19 protein-coding genes are annotated in these 19063 nt (G+C 52.4%); 12 read left to right on the forward strand and 7 right to left on the reverse strand.

Annotated elements, in window-relative coordinates; translation table 11 throughout:
* Window positions 1-59: 59 nt before the first annotated feature.
* Together CRP01_RS17960 and CRP01_RS17965 are read right to left on the reverse strand one after the other, a co-directional pair.
* Window positions 60-857 (reverse strand): SDR family NAD(P)-dependent oxidoreductase, encoded by a 798-nt coding sequence (locus CRP01_RS17960; protein ID WP_099151470.1) that lies wholly within the window; start codon window positions 855-857, stop codon window positions 60-62.
* A gap of 407 nt (window positions 858-1264) precedes the next feature.
* Complete coding sequence (locus tag CRP01_RS17965; RefSeq protein WP_099151471.1) at window positions 1265-2317, reverse strand: hypothetical protein; 1053 nt, start codon at window positions 2315-2317, stop codon at window positions 1265-1267.
* A gap of 166 nt (window positions 2318-2483) precedes the next feature.
* Here CRP01_RS17965 and CRP01_RS17970 point away from each other — a divergent pair, with 166 nt between their 5' ends.
* The 9 genes from CRP01_RS17970 to CRP01_RS18010 all read left to right on the forward strand — a co-directional run bounded on the left by CRP01_RS17970 (window position 2484) and on the right by CRP01_RS18010 (window position 11212).
* Complete coding sequence (locus CRP01_RS17970) at window positions 2484-3353, forward strand: AraC family transcriptional regulator (protein ID WP_099151472.1); 870 nt, start codon at window positions 2484-2486, stop codon at window positions 3351-3353.
* A gap of 21 nt (window positions 3354-3374) precedes the next feature.
* Window positions 3375-4253, forward strand: coding sequence for a 5-oxoprolinase subunit C family protein (locus CRP01_RS17975; protein ID WP_099151473.1), 879 nt, complete (start codon window positions 3375-3377; stop codon window positions 4251-4253).
* 419 nt (window positions 4254-4672) lie between these two features.
* On the forward strand, window positions 4673-6118 hold the full coding sequence (gene sufB, locus CRP01_RS17980; RefSeq protein WP_099151474.1) for a Fe-S cluster assembly protein SufB: 1446 nt from the start codon (window positions 4673-4675) through the stop codon (window positions 6116-6118).
* Window positions 6119-6192: 74 nt separating this feature from the next.
* Window positions 6193-6951 (forward strand): Fe-S cluster assembly ATPase SufC, encoded by a 759-nt coding sequence (sufC, locus tag CRP01_RS17985; RefSeq protein WP_099151475.1) that lies wholly within the window; start codon window positions 6193-6195, stop codon window positions 6949-6951.
* Window positions 6952-7148: 197 nt separating this feature from the next.
* Entirely contained in the window at window positions 7149-8489 is a 1341-nt protein-coding gene (gene sufD, locus CRP01_RS17990) for a Fe-S cluster assembly protein SufD (RefSeq protein ID WP_099151476.1), read from the forward strand.
* Window positions 8490-8628: 139 nt separating this feature from the next.
* Window positions 8629-9879: an aminotransferase class V-fold PLP-dependent enzyme gene (locus CRP01_RS17995; protein WP_099151477.1), complete on the forward strand. Its 1251-nt coding sequence runs from the start codon at window positions 8629-8631 to the stop codon at window positions 9877-9879.
* A 47-nt stretch (window positions 9880-9926) separates the two neighbouring features.
* Window positions 9927-10346, forward strand: coding sequence for a SufE family protein (locus CRP01_RS18000; RefSeq protein ID WP_099151478.1), 420 nt, complete (start codon window positions 9927-9929; stop codon window positions 10344-10346).
* A 4-nt stretch (window positions 10347-10350) separates the two neighbouring features.
* Window positions 10351-10665, forward strand: coding sequence for an SUF system Fe-S cluster assembly protein (locus CRP01_RS18005; protein WP_099151479.1), 315 nt, complete (start codon window positions 10351-10353; stop codon window positions 10663-10665).
* Between the two features lie 79 nt (window positions 10666-10744).
* Window positions 10745-11212, forward strand: coding sequence for an RrF2 family transcriptional regulator (locus CRP01_RS18010; RefSeq protein ID WP_099151480.1), 468 nt, complete (start codon window positions 10745-10747; stop codon window positions 11210-11212).
* A 52-nt stretch (window positions 11213-11264) separates the two neighbouring features.
* Here the strand turns inward: CRP01_RS18010 and CRP01_RS18015 are convergent, their stop codons facing one another.
* Window positions 11265-11783 carry a GAF domain-containing protein gene (locus CRP01_RS18015; protein WP_099151481.1) on the reverse strand — a complete coding sequence of 173 codons (519 nt, stop codon included), beginning with the start codon at window positions 11781-11783 and terminating at the stop codon, window positions 11265-11267.
* Between the two features lie 279 nt (window positions 11784-12062).
* On the reverse strand, window positions 12063-13169 hold the full coding sequence (mnmA, locus tag CRP01_RS18020; RefSeq protein ID WP_099151482.1) for a tRNA 2-thiouridine(34) synthase MnmA: 1107 nt from the start codon (window positions 13167-13169) through the stop codon (window positions 12063-12065).
* 478 nt (window positions 13170-13647) lie between these two features.
* On the opposite strand from mnmA, the gene CRP01_RS18025 reads away from it, so the two are divergent.
* Window positions 13648-14571 (forward strand): septal ring lytic transglycosylase RlpA family protein, encoded by a 924-nt coding sequence (locus CRP01_RS18025; protein ID WP_099151483.1) that lies wholly within the window; start codon window positions 13648-13650, stop codon window positions 14569-14571.
* A gap of 62 nt (window positions 14572-14633) precedes the next feature.
* Here the strand turns inward: CRP01_RS18025 and CRP01_RS18030 are convergent, their stop codons facing one another.
* On the reverse strand, window positions 14634-15290 hold the full coding sequence (locus CRP01_RS18030; RefSeq protein WP_099151484.1) for a hypothetical protein: 657 nt from the start codon (window positions 15288-15290) through the stop codon (window positions 14634-14636).
* A gap of 55 nt (window positions 15291-15345) precedes the next feature.
* Window positions 15346-16038, reverse strand: coding sequence for an RluA family pseudouridine synthase (locus CRP01_RS18035; protein ID WP_099151485.1), 693 nt, complete (start codon window positions 16036-16038; stop codon window positions 15346-15348).
* Window positions 16039-16264: 226 nt separating this feature from the next.
* Between CRP01_RS18035 and CRP01_RS18040 the strand changes: the two genes are divergently transcribed.
* Together CRP01_RS18040 and CRP01_RS18045 are read left to right on the forward strand one after the other, a co-directional pair.
* The gene (locus tag CRP01_RS18040; protein ID WP_099151698.1) at window positions 16265-17092 is read left to right on the forward strand and encodes a menaquinone biosynthesis family protein; all 828 of its coding nucleotides are present in this window, start codon (window positions 16265-16267) and stop codon (window positions 17090-17092) included.
* A 57-nt stretch (window positions 17093-17149) separates the two neighbouring features.
* Window positions 17150-17686: a DinB family protein gene (locus tag CRP01_RS18045; protein WP_099151486.1), complete on the forward strand. Its 537-nt coding sequence runs from the start codon at window positions 17150-17152 to the stop codon at window positions 17684-17686.
* 2 nt (window positions 17687-17688) lie between these two features.
* On the opposite strand, the gene CRP01_RS18050 is transcribed toward CRP01_RS18045, so the two are convergent.
* A complete protein-coding gene (locus CRP01_RS18050) occupies window positions 17689-19017 on the reverse strand; it encodes a NupC/NupG family nucleoside CNT transporter (RefSeq protein ID WP_099151487.1) in 1329 nt (442 codons plus the stop codon).
* Between the last annotated feature and the right edge of the window lie 46 nt (window positions 19018-19063).

A 19063-nucleotide genomic window follows, 5' to 3' on the forward strand; every position in this document is an offset into this window, starting at 1 on the left:
GAATGGAAGGAGGTGACAAAATAGTCAGCCCCGATCAGCTTCCCCGGAGATTCCGGGATTTATTTTTTGAGCTGGGAGTGGATCACCACCTCGGGATTATTGCTAACCCCCGACCAGCCACCATCCACGACCACCGTCTGTCCCGTGATATGACGGGCATCGCCGGAGAGCAGAAAAAGGGCCGGTGCTGCCATATCCGCGGGCATACCCACTTTACCGATCGGGATCCGTTCGCTCCAGACCTCGGCGTAGGCCGGATCTTCCAACTCCGTACGTTCCGTCAGGGTGGCTCCCGGAGCGATGGCATTGATGTTGATCCCGTGCGGAGATAATTCCAGCACCAGACTGCGGGCCATGGTGCTGATCGCCGCCTTGGTCATGGAGTAGGCCGTAAGATAGGGATAAGCCCGCTGACCGATATTGGAGGACATCAGTAAGATCCGTCCGCCGGTGGCTTGCCGTTTCATCTGGCGGGCAGCCGCCTGGGTGAGAAAGAAGGCTCCCTGCAGGTTGAGGTTCATGATCCGCTGGAAATCCGCCGGACTGAATTCAAAGAAGTCGGCAAAGAGGGTCAGCCCCGCATTGGCCACCACCATATCCACGCGGCCGAAGTGGTCAATAGCGTGATCAACCAGCGCCTGGATCACCGGCAAGGAACCGGCGTCGCCGGGCAGGGGCAGGCAGTGCCCCCGGTACTCCGAACTGATGCGCGCGGCAGCGTTCACCGCCTGCTCGGCATCAACATCATTGAGGATGACAAAAGCTCCTTCGCGGGCCAATTGCCGGGCGATCTCAAATCCGATACCCGCGGCGGCACCCGTCACGATGGCCACCTGATCGATAAATCTTCGGTTCATTAAATATGCGATTTCAAGCGAGGATTCAAATTCCTATATATTTGAGGTGCTCCTGAAAGAGTCTTTAAACAAAAATCAACTCCACCATCCAAACAAGCCCCCCTGACCCCTAGGGCTGTTTAGTTCTCAAATTATTGAATATAAAAAATGGCAATTTCAATGGCAATAGTAATTTCAATAGCTCAAAATCAGGCGAAAAAGTCAAAATCGGAGCAGAAAGCTGCCTTTTACTTGCTATTGCTATTGTGCTTGACATTGTAATTGAAAAATTCGCATTGCGTTTTTATAGAACTGAACAGCCCTGCCCCCCTGACCCCCGACACCTCTCCCCTGACACCTGGCAACTCCCCCCTGACACCTGACCCCTCTAACCCTGACCCCTAACAACTCCTCTGACCCCTCACCCCTCAAATCCCCACCACCCAAACCCCATGGATCGTCACATCCGAATTATGCGGAACCAGGCACAACGCCCCCGAAGGATAATCATCCGCTTCCAACCCTTCCACATCCCATTCCGCCGGTTCGGTATCGTCGGCCATCCATTGTTTAAATCGGTAGCGGGTACGACCATCGGCCAGCGTGGCCACCTGTGTCTTGACGTACATTGGCCGGCCGAGCGTCAATCGGTTCCAGCGGGCAGCGTATTGCTGCGGTTTGTCCCGTCCGCCGTCGAAGAGGATCCGGAACTGGCAGCTGTCTTTATTTTCCCGAATGAGAAATTCCCCCTGAGCGCCCAGCGGGTACCATTTGCGACTCGGTTGCCGGTCATCGGCATGGTGACCCCGCCACCGCATCGCTACTCCGAAGTGGGTAACATTGTAGGTCGGCGGCCCCGGCTCGGAGGGCGTATAATCATGGATCGTCAGGTGAACGGTGATCTCATAATTGGTCCAGGAAGTATCGCCCATACTGAGTACCCGGTCGTAATAGCGTTCGAGTGTCCGGACGCCATCGGCTTCCAGTGCCCAGTGACCGTCTACAACCTGGACGACATCCGCTAAGCGATCCACCTGGGAAAAATCAATACGATAGGGTAGGGGCCAGGTATTGCCCCGTTCTACCTGGATAATCATGCTGTCGGTGTAGGCAGTTCCCTTCCGCGGATAGGCGGTTACCCGGAGGTGGTTATCTCCCGATTGTAATTCGCCCCAGTCCAGCTCGACGTTGAAATCACCGGTACGGGCCAGACGGTGGAGATCACTGCCCAGACTCAACGGGCGCTCCGGCCCCCGATTGAGGGAGAAACTGGCGGAATCGAGGGACTCACTTTCGGCAATATTACCCAGCACGTTGATCCAGCGTTGCGGTTCGCCCAACCGGCCGAAAGTCTGTTTCGGTCCGTACCAAAAATGGATCTCTGCCGGTGCGGCTGCCTGCTGGGGCGTACTTTGACAATGGCTGCCCAGAATGAGCTGCAGACCGGCAAGCAATAAACAGAAAAGACGACTATAGTGCATGGATCAGGCCCCGATTTGGTTAGGCAATAGGGAAGATGGTTGTCTTTGGTAAAATTAGTAGACTACCGGACAGCGCTTTTTCACTCATTTTGCCAATTTTTGAACTATATTGAATCTTTACTCAATAATTATCCGAATTGTCCGCCATTAAGTACAATTTGCAGTCATGCATCCCATTTTAGAAAAAGTACAGCCGACCTCCCGCCAGTCCTTCGCGATCAAGGAGGAGATATTGCCGTACATCCGGATCGGCTGGCATTTTCATCCGGAATACGAACTGACGCTCTTCACCCACAGCACCGGTCGGCGGCTCACCGGTGATCATATCGGGAATTTTGGACCCGGAGACCTGCTGTTGATCGGCCCGAATCTTCCGCATTATATGCGCAACGATGAGCTCTATTACGAGGAAAGGCCGGATCACTACATCCGCGCCATCGTCGTTCATTTTGCCGAAGACTTTCTGGGCGCGGATTTCTTTTCCCGACCGGAACTCTGGGAGATCCGAAAGTTGCTGGCCCAATCCGCCCGCGGGCTGCACATGCACGGGGCGGTCCAGGCGGCAGTTGCTCCCCTGATGGAATCCCTGTTGGCGCAGGACGGCTACGAACGCCTGCGGACGCTGTTGGACATTTTACAACTCATCGCCCAGTCCGACGAGCGCAGCGCATTGGCCTCGGTAGGTTACGAAAATGCGATCCCCGAAAAGGATGCCCGGCGGATCAATATCGTTTATGATTACCTCTTTCAACATTTTGCAGAGGATGTCAGTTTGGGAGAAGTGGCCGCTCTGGTTCGCATGAATCCTTCGGCATTTTGTAAGTTTTTGAAAAAGCGCAGTGGCAAGACCTTTTCGCAGTTGCTGAATGAATTGCGGATCGGGCACGCCTGCAAGCTGTTGCTGGAAGAACGATTGCCGGTTTCGGAAGTTTGTTATCGCTGTGGCTACAACAGCCTGAGCTATTTTAACCGTAAATTCAAGGCGGCGACGGGCTATTCGCCCCTGCGGTATCAGCAGAAGGTATGGAGTGTATAAACGCTCATTAATTTTTTCAATATGAAAGAACAAGCGGTAACCTTACAGATCATTAAGTCCGGACTGCTGACCCTGGTACAGGATGGCGGTCGGCTTGGGCAACAGGCTTTCGGTTTGCCCACCGGTGGGGTAATGGACCGGCGGGCGGCGGCAACGGCCAACTGGCTGACGGGGCAGCCGGAGGACTACCCGGTGCTGGAAATTACCCTGCAGGGGCCGGAAATCCAGTTCGATGGCTCGCTACAGATCGCCATTACCGGAGCAGATCTCAGTCCGACGATCGACGAGGTGCCGGTTGCCAATTATCAGACCTTGGATGTAAAGGAAGGCCAGACGTTGCGTTTTGGCGCGGCCAGGTCCGGTTGCCGGGCGTATCTGGCTATTCGCGGCCGGTGGCAGATCAAGGAATGGCTGGGAAGTTTCAGCGGGCTGGCGGTGGCGGGCAAATACTGGCCTCCCGGCAGCCGACTGGAAAAAGATACCCGCATAAACATCTGGCCGGGAGAACCCCTAGCCGCCCGAAAGCTATCATCCAGAGAGCAACCCCATCATTCCCACGAACTGAGCGTACGAGTGATGGAGGGGCCGGAGGTGGACTGGTTTCCCGCGTCGGCGATCCAATTTTTTACCAGCCATGCGTTTACCGTTGGTCCCGATAGCAACCGCATGGGCTACCGGCTGCGGGAAAATCTGCCGGATTATCAACCGCAGCTGGAACTCATTTCCAGCGGGATCGTTCCGGGGACCATTCAGGTGTTGCCCGCCGGCAATCCGGTGGTGCTGCTGGCCGATGCCCAGACGAGCGGTGGTTATCCACGCCTGGGCAATGTGCTGAGTCGGGATCTGGATTTTCTCGCTCAGTTGGTACCGGGAGACCGGATCCGTTTTGTGATGGTTTGACGGCAATTATGGTGCAATTGCATGGACTATTTTCCATCCATTCTCTTTTCTCCGTCTGGATAGTCTTTTCACCGGCTTAAATGCTACCCGGCTGGTATTTTTTTAACTATAGTGTGCTGCTTAGTCAACCACCGATGATAGGATCCTGTTATTATTTGGCATTATGATGATACATTTGCGGAGAGAATTTAAAAGTGCTTGTAAAGATTTGTTTTTCAGTTGTTTAATGCCTTCGGCACTCGCCAATATTCTTATCTGATTTCCCGGTCTGGGAACTCTTCCTTTTTTTTGTCAAAATTTTTAAACCTTATTTATACTTTTTTGTATAAATAACATCTACCTTTGTGTAGAATTAGTCTAAATAAGTAAGTATAAGGTGGTTTGAAGGCCACCAGATCCTTATCAAAACATACGCTATTATGAGTGATTCGATGCAAACCCTTGAAGCGCATACCAGGAGCGACTACAAGTACGGTTTCACGAGCAATATTGATTCCGAAACCTTACCCAAAGGTTTGAACGAGGACGTTGTCCGTCAGATATCAGCAAAAAAAGGTGAGCCTGAATTCTTGCTGGAATGGAGACTGAAAGCTTTCCGCCAGTGGCAAAGTATGGTGGAGCCCAAGTGGCCCAACGTGGATTACCCGCCCATCGACTACCAGGACATCATTTACTACGCGGCTCCCAAGAAGAAGCCGGTCCTGAACAGTCTGGACGAAGCCGATCCCGAACTGATTCGCACCTTCGAAAAGCTGGGTATTCCCCTGGATGAGCAGAAGATCCTGGCCGGGGTTGCGGTAGACGCGGTGATCGATAGCGTATCTGTTAAAACGACTTATAAAGAAAAACTGGCCGAGCTGGGAATTATCTTTTCCTCTTTCAGCGAAGCCGTGAAAGACCATCCCGAACTCATCAAGAAGTACCTGGGTTCGGTGGTGCCACCTACCGATAATTTCTTTGCGGCCCTGAACTCGGCCGTATTCAGTGACGGATCTTTCGTCTATATTCCCAAAGGAGTACGCTGCCCGATGGAGTTGTCCACTTATTTCCGGATCAACGAACGGAATACCGGACAGTTCGAACGGACGCTGATCGTTGCCGAAGAGGGTAGCCACGTAAGTTACCTGGAGGGTTGTACTGCTCCCATGCGCGACGAGAACCAATTGCACGCTGCGGTTGTGGAACTGGTAGCCATGGACGACGCAACCATCAAATACTCTACCGTACAGAACTGGTATCCCGGGGATAAGGACGGTAAAGGCGGTATCTACAACTTCGTGACCAAACGCGGCGTTTGTGCCGGTGATCGCTCCAAGATCACCTGGACGCAGGTGGAAACCGGTTCGGCCATTACCTGGAAGTACCCGAGCTGTATCCTGAAAGGTAATAATTCCGTTGGTGAATTCTACTCCGTAGCTGTGACCAACAACATGCAACAGGCGGATACCGGTACCAAAATGATCCACCTGGGTAAAAATACCCGCAGTACGATCATTTCTAAAGGTATCTCCGCCGGTAAAAGCCACAACTCCTACCGCGGACTGGTGAAAGTGGGTAAAAAAGCGGAAAACGCACATAACTTTTCCCAGTGTGACTCCCTGCTGATGGGGGATCGCTGCGGTGCGCATACCTTCCCTTATCTGGAAGTGGAGAACAATACCGCCAAAGTAGAACACGAGGCGACGACTTCCAAGATCGGTGAAGACCAGCTGTTCTACCTCCAGCAAAGAGGGATCAGCGAGGAAGATGCGATCAACATGATCGTCAACGGATACTGTAAGGAAGTATTCAACGAGCTGCCCATGGAATTTGCGGTTGAAGCTCAGAAACTACTGGCCATTAGCCTGGAAGGTAGTGTAGGATAAATTTTTTAGTTGCCGGTTTCCGCTCTGGTTGCCGACTGCCGACTATTCACTATAAATTCAAAATTTAGTTTTTCATGCTGTCTATAAAAGACCTGAAGGTAAACATCGAAGATAAAGCAATTCTGCGTGGACTTAACCTGGATATCAAACCGGGTGAAATTCACGCCATCATGGGCCCCAATGGTTCGGGTAAAAGTACACTGGCCAACGTATTGGCCGGTCGCGAAGAGTACGAAGTAACGGACGGTTCCGTCACTTTTGAAGGCGAGGACCTGCTCGATATGGATGTGGATGAGCGCGCCCAGAAAGGCGTATTTCTCGCTTTCCAGTATCCGGTGGAGATCCCCGGTGTAAGTACGGCTACCTTCCTGAAAAGTGCGGTAAATGCCGTACGCGAAGCTCGTGGCGAGGAAGAACTCAAGTCCATCGATATGCTGAAATTGCTGCGCGAAAAGACCGCCATGGTCGGCATGGATCAGAAGTTCCTGCAGCGTTCGCTGAACGAAGGCTTCTCCGGTGGTGAGAAAAAGCGCAACGAAATGTTGCAGATGGCCCTGCTGGAACCCAAACTGGCCGTACTGGATGAGACCGACTCCGGTCTGGATATCGATGCGTTGAAGATCGTGGCCGATGTGGTCAATCAGATGCGCGATGCCAACCGTTCTTTCCTGATCGTAACGCACTACCAGCGTCTGTTGAACTACATCGTTCCCGATCACGTACACGTGCTGGTAAACGGCCGTATCGTGAAGTCCGGCGATAAGTCGCTGGCCCTCAAACTGGAGGATCAGGGATACGACTGGGTGAAGGGGGAAGCGGCATTAGCTGAATAATGTGGAAATGTGGAAATGTGCTGAAGTGTTGATGTGCTGAAGTGTTGGGGTTTGGTTTCAAATTCAGCATTCCGCTAACATAAACACCACAACACCACAACACCACAACACCCCAACACTGCAACACCCCACCACTGCAACACCCCACCACCCCCAATCAATACTACTTTTTTAAAAAACTCTTTAGAGCGATATATATGTCAACTGCAACCTTACAAGATCGATATGCTGAAGTTAAAGATAGGTTTCGCTCCTTATTTAACGTCTTTGAAGGTGCACTGAACGGCCACCGCGATCAACCGATGCATACGCTGCGCAAAGCGGGGATCGAGCGGCTGGACGTCATGGATTTTCCTACCCGCCGGGATGAGAACTGGAAATATACCAGTCTCAACCAAATGCTGCGGCTTCCGTTACAGGATAGCTATCAGGTAGAAGTGGATGCCGCGACTATCGATGGTCTGGCCATCCCTGGACTGGATGCGGCCCGTATCGTACTGGTCAACGGTTTGCTGCAGACCGAACTTTCCGACCTGGATAAGATCCCGGAAGGAATGGAGCTGCTGCCCGTCGATCAGGCCCTGGAAGATGAAGCGGTTAAAGGCCAGATCAGCGAGATGCTGGATGCTGCCGTGAAAAACGATCACAATCCCTTCTCTGCCCTGAACGTAGCTTTTGCCAAAAACGGCTTTGTGCTGAAGGTAAAAGCCAAGGCGGTAGTCGAAAAACCGGTGCATATTATTCATCTGGCCGCTCCGACCGGTGAGCCTGTGTTCATCAACCCGCTGTTGCTGGTGCTGACCGGAGCTCACAGTGAAGGTGCCGTGGTAGAAACTTACGATGCGCTGCCGGGTGCCGACCAGGCGTATTTCTCCAATATTCTGACCCGGGTGCATGTAGGCGTCAATGCCCACTTCCACCACTACCGGATCCAGAATGATTCTGCTGCCGCTACGGTAGTTAGTAATATCGAAGCTCACCAGCAGCAGGACAGTACATTCTCGTCCTATCTGGTGGACCTGGGCGGAGATGTGGTACGGAATAACCTCAGCACCATCCTGCAGGGACAGAACACCATGACCAACTATTACGGGGTGTATCTGGCAAAAGGTAAGCAACACATCGATAATCAGACCTTCATCGATCACGCGCTGCCGCACTGTGGCAGTAACGAGTTGTACAAAGGGATCCTGGATGACCGCGGACGCGGGGTGTTCAACGGTAAGGTGATCGTGCGCCAGGATGCGCAAAAAACGAATGCCTTCCAGCAGAACAGCAGTCTCGTACTGTCCAAGACGGCGGAAATGGATACCAAACCACAGCTCGAGATCTTCGCAGATGATGTGCGTTGTAGCCACGGCGCTACCATCGGGCAACTGGACGAAAGTTCGGTATTCTACCTGCGCAGTCGTGGATTGAGCGACCTGCAGGCCCGTCAGCTGTTGCAACAGGCATTCCTTTTCGACGTGGTAGAAAATATGCCACTGGAAGCCGTGAAGGACTACGCGGAACAACTGATCGAGAAGAAACTGAAGTAACTCCGTAACTCCGACCTCCGGGTCGGAGAATAAAGTGCATCACCGACCCGGAAGTCGGAAACCGAAACCAAAGTAAACCACCGCTCCGTCCGGATGATCAAACGCATCCAACCGGAGATCGGATTTACGATAGAACGTTATGAATAAAACCGCCACAGACATAGCCAATCCGGTACTGGATATTCAAAAGATCCGGGCCGATTTTCCGCTACTGGAGCGGGAAATGAACGGTAAGCCCATTGTTTTTCTGGACAGTGCGGCTTCCAGCCAGAAGCCCCGGCAGGTGATCGAGGCGATGGACGAATATTACCGGCAGCAGCACGCTAATGTGCACCGGGGGGTATACCAGCTCAGTCAGGAAGCGACCGATGCCTTCGAACGCGCCAGAGAACTGGTGCGCGCGTTCATCAATGCGCCCACGGACAAGGAGATCATCTTTACGCGGGGTACCACGGAAGGGATCAACCTGGTGGCGTCCTCGTTTGGACGGCAGTTCCTGCGGGAAGGCGATGAAGTGATCGTTTCCCATTTGGAACACCACTCCAATATCGTCCCCTGGCAACTGATCTGTGAGCAGCAGGGAGCCAGCCTGCGGGTGATCCCCGTAACGGAATCCGGCGAATTCGATATGGCCGCTTTCCGTGAATTGCTATCCGATCGGACGAAGATCGTGGCGGTCAACCACGTTTCCAACGCCCTAGGTACGGTGAATCCGGTGGAGGAGATCATTCGCGAAGCCCACGCCCGCGACATTCCGGTGCTGCTGGACGGGGCCCAGGCCATTCCCCACATGAAAGTGGACGTGCAGGAACTGGATGTAGACTTTTACGCCTTTTCCGGGCACAAGATGCTCGGACCTACCGGCATCGGTATTCTGTACGGCAAGTCGAAGTGGCTGGAAGCGATGCCGCCCTACCACGGCGGTGGCGAAATGATCCATACTGTTTCTTTTGAAAAGACCACCTACGCCGAACTGCCCCACAAGTTTGAGGCCGGCACCCCGGATATCGCCGGAGCAGTCGGTTTGGGTGCGGCGGTAGAATATATGATGGAGATCGGACCGGATGTGATCGGTCAGCACGAACACAGTCTGCTGGAATACGCCACGGCGCAGTTGCTGGAGATCGAAGGTCTGAAGATCTACGGTACGGCGGATAACAAAGCCGGAGTGATCTCATTTCTGGTAGAGGACATTCACCCTTACGATCTCGGTACTTTGCTGGACAAGCAGGGAATTGCCGTGCGTACGGGCCATCACTGTGCCCAGCCGCTGATGGATCGCTACGGCATACCCGGTACGGTGCGGGCTTCCTTCGCCGTGTACAATAACCGCGAAGATGTGGACAAACTGGTAGCCGGGGTAAAGCGGGCTGTCAACATGTTGAGGTAAGCCGTCCCTGCTGCCTATAAACCAACTACGGATTTAGAAGTTGAAAAATGACGATTAACGAAATACAAGACGAGATCATTGGCGAATTCGCCTTTTTCGATGACTGGATGGATAAATACGAATACATCATCGAACTGGGAAAGGATCTGCCGCTGATCAACGAGCAATATAAGACGGAGGATCATTTGATCAAAGGTTGTCAGAGCCTGGTGTGGCTGCACGCCGATGAAAAGGACGGTAAAGTGCAATTCACGGCGGATAGTGACGCCATCATCACCAAGGGCCTGATCGCTCTGATGATCCGGGTACTGTCTGATCAGGAACCGGCGGATATTGCGGCGGCCGACTTGTACTTTATCAATAAGATCGGTTTGCAGGAACACCTGTCCCCGACGCGGGCCAACGGCCTGCTGAGCATGGTGAAACAGATGAAAATGTACGGACTGGCCCTGCAAGCGAGAAATTGAGATTATGCCAGAAGAGTTAACGATGAAGGATAGGATCATTGAATCCATAAAGACGGTGTACGACCCGGAGATCCCGGTTGATATCTACGAGCTGGGCCTCATTTACGATATTGACATCAAGGAGGATGGGCAGGTAGCCGTGCGGATGACACTGACGTCTCCGATGTGCCCCGTGGCGGAATCCCTGCCGATGGAGGTACAGGAAAAGATCATCGCGGTAGACGGTGTGACGGATGTGGACCTACAGGTGGTTTTTGATCCGCCCTGGAGTAAAGAATTGATGAGCGAAGAAGCCCGCTTCGCTCTGGATATGTTGTAACGGCAAAGGGTAACAGCCACAACGATCGGGGAATATCCCGGTCCGCCATGTTGTTCCCGGCCTAACCAAAAATAGAACCATGAAGATCTCCGCTCAGGACGAATACGGACTAAGAATACTGCTTCAGATCGCCAGGAGCGAGCCGGAAGAGGGCTTAAGTATCGCTCAACTGAGTGAACTGGAGGGACTTTCCAATGCCTACATCGCCAAACTGACGCGCACCCTGCGCATCGCCGGTTTCATCAGCAGTACCCGCGGCCAAAAGGGCGGCTACATCCTCGCCAAACCGGTGAATGAGATCATCATCAAAGATGTACTGGAAGCACTCGGTGGAGCGCTTTTTCAAAAGGATTTCTGCCAGGATTATACCGGCGGACTGAAATTGTGTACCAATTCTGTGGACTGCTCCGTTCGCTCGCTGTGGCAAATGGTCCAGATGGCCGTAGACCGGGTGCTGGAAAAAGTTACGCTGGAAGATCTGATCGGCAAAGAAAAGGATTCCATCTCCGCACTGAAAAAGTTGCTGGAAGCGAATGCGCTCGTCTGACGATCGCCGCTCAAGCTGATAAATGACTTACCTCTGCTGATCCATTCCCGCACTAGTCGGCAAACACCCGCAGGATCTGTTCCAGATAGCTCTGATCCACTTCATCAAAGGACCCTTCCAGGGTACTATCCACATCGAATACGGCGATTAATTCTTCCTTCCCATTGAATACCGGTACCACAATTTCCGAAAGGGAATTCGGATCACAGGCAATGTGCTCGCTGCCCTGCGCCAATGCGTGCGTATTTGGCACGAGCTGGGTTTTTCTTTCCGTAGCGGCCTTACCGCATACTCCCCGTCCAAAATTGATATAGAGGCACCCCAGTGTTCCCTGGTAGGGCCCGACGATCAATCGGCCGTCCTGCACCAGATAAAAGCCGGTCCAGTAAAAATAGGGGAGATAGGTCTTCAACAGACAGTTGATCGTGACCATTTTGATCATATCCTGCGTCTCTCCGGCCAGATTGGCATCGATCGCGGCAATTGCTTCCCGGTAGGCCCGATGCTTCTCTTCGGTACTCAGATTGATCGAAGGCTTGATGAAATAGGGCATTTCGGCACTGGCGCTCATAATTAATTTGTGTTAAGGTGTTGATGTGTTAAAGTGTTAAGGTTGGTTGGAATGTGTTGAAGTGTTAAGGTTTGGATGTGTTAAGGTTAGTGATCGGCTTGGGAAAGGGATGATGGTGTTGACGTCCTTTCTGCTATTTTATGATTTGTAGTATAGCAATTAATTGATTTTCAACCAACTGCCCCAAACCTCAACACCACAACACCTCAACACCCTAACACATTTCAACATTCCAACGTTTCCACATTCACACATTTCCACGTTCAAACATTCACACGTTTAGCTATTCAAATTACTCCCGTAAATAATCCCGCCACCCACGACGTCATCACCTTCGTAAAATACGGCCGACTGCCCCGGAGCGACACCCCGAACGTTGGCGTAAAATTCCACGAAGACCTGATCATCGGCGATCGGACTGAGTCTGGCCAGGGCACCCTGATCCTTGTAGCGGATCTTGGTGGTCGTTTCCAGACCTTCCGGGATGGAGGCGTACTTCATGCTGTTTACCTGGCCGACCGTCATACCGTTGCGGACCAGATCATCTACCGAGCCGAGTACTACCGTATTGGTAGCCGGCTGGATCTCCGTCACGTACATCGGCTCTCCGAAAGCTACTCCTAATCCTTTACGCTGGCCGATGGTATAGAACGGATAACCTTTGTGCTGGCCCAGTACTTCGCCCTGTACACTCACGAAATTGCCGCCCGCAACCTGCTCTTCCAGGCCATCGACCCGGCGCTTGAGAAAACCGCGGTAATCGTTATCCGGGACAAAGCAGATCTCATAGCTTTCCGCTTTTTTGGACAGTTCTTCGTAGCCGAAGTCCTTGGCCATCTGGCGAACCTCCGGTTTGGTGTAGGGCCCCAGCGGGAAACGACTGCGGTGCATACACTCCTGACTGAGTCCCCAGAGTACGTAGGACTGATCCTTATGGCTGTCGGCGGATTTGCTGATGTATTTCCGTCCGTTCAGTTCATTGATCTTGGCGTAGTGTCCGGTAGCGATGAATTCACAATCCATAGCATCCGCCCGTTTCAGCAGGGCATTCCACTTGATGTGCGTATTGCAAAGGACACAGGGATTGGGCGTCCGCCCGGCCATGTACTCATCCACAAAATTATCGATCACGTAGTCCCCGAACTCATCCCGGATATCTATAATGAAATGGTGGAAGCCCATCTGCACGGCTACCTGGCGCGCGTCGTTGATGGAATCCAGACTACAGCAACCGGTCTCTTTCTTGGAACCGCCGCTGTTCGCATAGTCCCAGGTTTTCATCGTGATCCCGACTACCTCGTACCCGGCATCGTGCAGCATCATGGCCGTAACCGTGCTGTCAATGCCGCCACTCATGGCCACCAGTACTCTTCCTTGCTTGCTCATATCACTTTATTTAGAAATGAGGAAGGATGTTTCCGGCCCTTGTTCCCGGATCCCGCCTCATTACAAATTCATGCTATCGTTGTGTCACGTTGTTAAAAACGCCCACAAAATTACAATTTTCAACAGGAAAGAGTTCAAACTTATATCAGGCCAGGGTAATAATCTTGTTTAAGCAGGGGCTTATACTTAATTTTGAACCAGGACGTTTTATATTGTTGATCCGGATTGTCGGTTAAATACCGTTTAGATGGCACTCTGCGGACCGTAAGATCGAAGTGATCTAGCCCGTTGACCCGGGCGCGCAGTTGCGTCACTCAGCGTGATGCACCTCTGGTACAGCAGAAAAAATACACTGCCGCCTCCGGGCCGGCGCATCCCTGTTGGTAAAAGAAATAGTCCGCCCACTAAACACGAATAACTGATAACCGATTACTTAGATATAGACATCACCTACTATTCTATCATTAAATAATTCATTATGAAAGCCATTACCTTTCTTTTTCTAATCCCAGTTTTTTTACTGACGGTCAACCATCTCAACGCACAAGAAGAAGAATTTGGGCTAGCCTCTTACTACTCTGATGATTATCACGGCCGGCCAACCGCCTACGGCGATTATTACGATAAAGACAAATTAACGGCTGCTCATAAGAAGTACCCGTACGGTACCAAAATTAAGGTAACCCGCCTGGATAACAATAAATCGGTAACCGTAACGGTAACGGATAAAGGGCCATATATCAAAGGTAGAGTAGTGGATCTCAGCCGCCGGGCTGCGGAAAGCATCGGTCTGGTTGCCGATGGGGTCGCGCAGGTGAAAGTTGAACTGGTGAGCCGAAGTAACCGCCAGACGGATGTTGCTTCCAATACCAATGTACGCAGAGAACCTACCCGCCCTACAGCTTATGATTTCACCGAACCCGAACAGGAAGCTCCCAAAGCCCGGGAAGTAACCGCGGTGAAGCGGGAAACGCCGACTACCACTACCACCACCACTAAACCGGCTACTGAAACGGCCAAGTCGCCCACCACTACGGCCGCCAAACCGGCTGCCACAAAAGAAGCGACTCCGGGTGAGATCAAATTCAAATTGGTACAACAGGATTACAACCAGTACGGCCTCTATAAGATCGTATTGCAAAAACCGGAACAAAGAGGTTTCGGCGTACAGATCGCTTCCCTGAGTAGCTACGAAAATGTACTGAAGCAGGTAGCCGACCTACAGGCCAAATGGTTTGACAACATTCTGATCAGTGCGGAAAAAACCGGACAGGCTCCGGTGTACAAAGTGATCCTGGGCCCGTTTGTAGATGAGAAAACGGCGGAAAATTATCAGTCCAGCCTCAGCAAGAAATATAAGATCAAAGGTTTCGTCGTAAACCTGGAAGAAATAGAGTATTAGCAGATAGGAGAGAGGAATGCGTGGATCTCTTCCGCGCATTCCTCACTCCTTGTTTTTTCGTTCTAATTAATGGTCACGCGTCCCGCAACGCCTTTGATATCCACGACTTCCTCCTTCAGGTTAACCACTTCAAAGGGCGTCGGACCGTCGGAAAACATTACTTCCGTAGTTTTGCCGGAAGCACCTACCACATCATAACAGATCTGATAGATCGTTGCGCCGTCCGCCACGGTAACTCCCTGCAGGTTTTCGTCGATCCATACGGAGGTGAGTGTACCTTCTGCCGCCCGGTGGGCACCAAAATCTTCGGGCCCCAGACCGGGCAACTGAAAATTCTGCACACTTTTGAACTTCAACATCGTCGGATCCCACTTCACCGAATACTGCATAGATAATAACTGATCGAAATCCGCCACCTGGATATCCAGGCAAAGCGGAGCGCCGCTTTTGACGCGCTGGTTGGAAACGCCCAACGTGAGCGGGTTCTGAGTAGCTTTGGGCGGAACGTAAGCCGGACGGGTACCTACGGGCGATTCCGAACTGGTAGCAGCTGGGGCCGCAGTTGCCGGTGCTTCCGCATCGGCCTGAGGTGTTGTGGCGGCTGTTTCCGCACTTTGTTCTTCCTGACTGTCCGTTTGCTTACAGCCCGTAAATGCAATGCTGTTGAGCAGGAGCAGCAAAAGGGCAATACCGGAGAATATGGTTTTTGCTGTTTTCATGTAGATCGTTTTTTATGGCTGATAATGAGTGAAAATGTTTTTGCAGATCCAGGGATCATTCCGAATAAATGTCGAACATTTCCCAGACCTGATCGCGGGGCGGTTCGGCGGTGATCACCACCGGCTCTTTTTTTACCGGATGTTCAAAACTCAACTGTTGGCAATGCAGGTGGATGGATAGATCCTGGTTCAGTTGGTGGAATCCGTATTTCACATCGCCACGGATCGGCCAGCCCATTTTTCCCAACTGCGCCCGGATCTGGTGCGGCCGACCGGTGATCGGATTGACCTTAAGCAGATGGTGCCCCCCGAGTTCGCCGATCAGTTCGTAATCCAGTTCGCTTTTTTTCGCACCTTTGGCCCGGTTACTCATCCGGTCGTAAGCTTTCGCTATATTGCGTTCCCGGTCTTTGGTCAGATAATGCGTGAGCTGGCCTTTGAGCGGGTAGGGGCGTTCGGTCGTTACGGCGAGGTAGGTCTTTTCCACTTTACGATCCCGGAAAAGGGCATTCATGCGCTCCAGCCCTTTGCTGGTACGGGCAAAGACCACGACCCCACTGACGGGGCGATCCAGGCGGTGGATGATCCCGAGGAACACATCGCCGGGTTTTTGGTAGCGGTTCTTGATATAGACCTTTACCCAGTCCGCGAGCGTGGTATCTCCGGTGGCGTCGCCTTGAACCAGCCAGCCGGCCGGTTTGTTTACAGCTATTAAGTGGTTATCCTCGTAGAGGACTCGTATTTCCATAATGATCAGGGTTGAATAAAATCTTTACCTTAATAAGGGAGATCTTTTAATCAGGAGCAAGATCGCAACAGTTCGTTTGAATTGGCCTTTCAGTTGTCTCCCCCTAAACCATGGGGTAGATCAATTGAGTACCGGAGCGATCGCCTTCGGGTGCTCCTTTTGGATCGGATTGCAGGCAATAGTTGTTTGCCCGAAATACCGGATCTCCTCAATGAACGGCAAAATTATGAAATTATCCTTGGGCTTTAGCCCTTGTCCTAATGACACTTTTATTTTTGACGCCTTAATGCACGGTAAGATAGATACCGAAGGCCTTACATTTGAGGTAATTATGGAGGATGTGGAGGCGCTGAACGAGGCGGCTTTCCGGTCCGATCTGGATATTACCAAGCTGAGTTATCACGCTTATGCCTATCTGCGGGACAAATACGTGCTCCTGGATGCGGGCAGTGCGTTAGGTAACAACTGCGGGCCCCTGCTGATCGCGAAAAGTGAGATCTCGGCCGACCGGCTACAGGAGGCCGTTGTGGCAATACCGGGTAAGTACACGACCGCTAATTTTCTGCTCGGCCTGGCCTATCCGGAGATCACGAATAAAAAAGAAATGCTGTTCTCCGATATCGAAGGTGCCGTACTGCGGGGCGAGGTAGATGCCGGGCTGATCATCCACGAAAACCGCTTCACCTACGAGGATAAAGGCCTGGTCAAAATCAGGGACCTGGGAGAATACTGGGAAACCACCACCGGAATGCCCATCCCACTGGGCGGGATCGTGATCCGGCGTGATCTGCCGGAACCGGTCCGGCAAAAGGTCAACCGGGTACTGGCCCGCAGCGTTGCTTTCGCTTTGGAACAGCCGGAACAGACGCTGGAATTCGTCCGTCAGTACGCCCAGGAAATGCAGGAATCGGTGATGATGGCCCATATCGGGCTTTATGTGAATGACTACACGCGGGACCTGGGAGAAAGGGGCCGGGCCGCGGTGCAGCATCTTTTTAAAACGGCCGACGAAAAAGGCATCATCCCCCAGCACCGGGAATCGATCTTTATGTAATGCAGGCTTTCTGTATCTTTGGAAGGATCCCAATCACAACCACCCAAATAAGCGGCTATGATACCCAAAAGAGAGGAACAGCAATTGCACCGTTTGAACGCCGATCTCGACCAGCTCTTCCAGCAACTGGACGGCTATTCCGACGAGCAGCTTAATCGCCAGCCCAGTCCGGAAACCTGGTCGCCGCTGATGGTAGCCAGGCACCTCATGCTGGCCGAGGCCTACTCCCTGCAGTATATCCGGAAAAAACTGAGCTTTACCGATGAGTTGCCCCCGGCCGGGATCCGCAGCCGCCTGCGCAGTCTGGTCCTGGAATTTTATTTCGGTTCGCCTTTTAAGTGGAAAGCCCCCAAAGCGATCGGGGATAGTGCGCTGCTGCGGGAAGCACCTTACGAATTGGGAACGATCAAAAGCGAATGGCTCGAACAAAGGGCCCAACTCCGGGAACTACTGGAAAGTTTTCCGGCCGGCCGCTACCGGGAAGAAGTTTACAAACACCCATTTGTCGGACGTTTATCGCCAACGGGTTTGCTGCGTTTCTTTCAGGGGCATTTCAACCGCCACAGCAAACAGATCAGGCAGCGTCTGGCTTAGTCCTACACCGCCAGTACACCGGCAATAGCCGCCGTGAGGAAACAGGCGATCGTACCACCGATCAGTGCCTTGATACCGAATTCCGTCAGCGTCTTCCGCTGACCGGGTGCAATGGCACCGATCCCACCGATCTGAATACCGATGGAAGCGAAATTGGCAAAACCGCAGAGTGCGTAGGTCGCAATGATCACGGATTTGGGCGAGATCTCTCCCTGCACGCCTTCGAGGGCGGCGTAGGCAAAAAATTCGTTGAGGGTCGTTTTCAGGCCGAGTAACTGCCCGACAACCATTACATCGTCCGAAGCTACTCCGAGTACCCAGGCGACCGGCGCGAACAAAATACCGAGGATAAACTGGACATTGAAGCCTTCAAAACGACCTTCTGTGACATTCTGTACGTAGCCGTTGAGGTTGGTCCAGTTGCCCACCATATCCTGGAAGAAGTAGTTGATCATGGCTACAAATGCCGTAAATACCAGCAGCATGGCACCGACATTGACGGCCAGTTTCAGCCCGTCCGTGGTGCCGCGGGAAATGGCATCCAGTACGTTGTCGCCGACTTCCTGGGGCGGAATATCCAGATTTTGATCTTCCAGTTCGATCTTCCTTTCTTCCGGGAACAACATCTTAGCGGCAACAATGGCGGCCGGGGCCGACATGATGGAAGCGGTAAGCAGGTGCGTGGCGAAGAGCTGGCGGGTCTCCAGATCGGAACCGCCCAGGAAACCGACGTAGGCGGCAAACACTCCACCGGCAATCGTAGCCATGCCGCCCGTCATCAGGCAGAGCATTTCCGAGCGGCTCATGCCTTCCAGATAGGGTTTGATCACCAGCGGCGCTTCGGTTTGTCCGATGAATACATTGGCTGCCGCCGCGAGACTTTCCGATCCGGTGAGCCCCATAGTCCGGGACATTACCCAGGCAAAACCCTTGATGATCTTCTGCAGAATGCCGAGGTAGTACAGCAGGGCCGAAAGTGCGGAGAAGAAGATAATGGTGGGCAATACCTTGAAGGCAAAGATATAGCCGACCGTGACCATCTCCCCGGTGATCCCGTCCGAGATCTGGGCGACCTCCGGCCAGGAACCCAGTACAAAATCCGCACCGGCATCCGTAAAATCAAGCAGCACCACGAAAAAACTGGCAACGTAATCAAAGATCGTCCGTACAAAAGGAACTTTCAGAATGAGAACAGCCAGTACCAGTTGCATGGCCAGGCCGATGCCGACCAGCCGCCAGTTGATATTGCGGCGGTTGCTACTGAGCGCATAACAAATTCCCAACATGATCACGATCCCCAAGATCCCTCTTAAAATGCTGATGAAATCCATAAAGCTGAATTGACAATTAGAAAGTTTTAAGGTCGGCTGCCGATAG

The organism is Flavilitoribacter nigricans DSM 23189 = NBRC 102662 (assembly GCF_002646595.1).
Taxonomy (GTDB): domain Bacteria; phylum Bacteroidota; class Bacteroidia; order Chitinophagales; family Saprospiraceae; genus Flavilitoribacter; species Flavilitoribacter nigricans.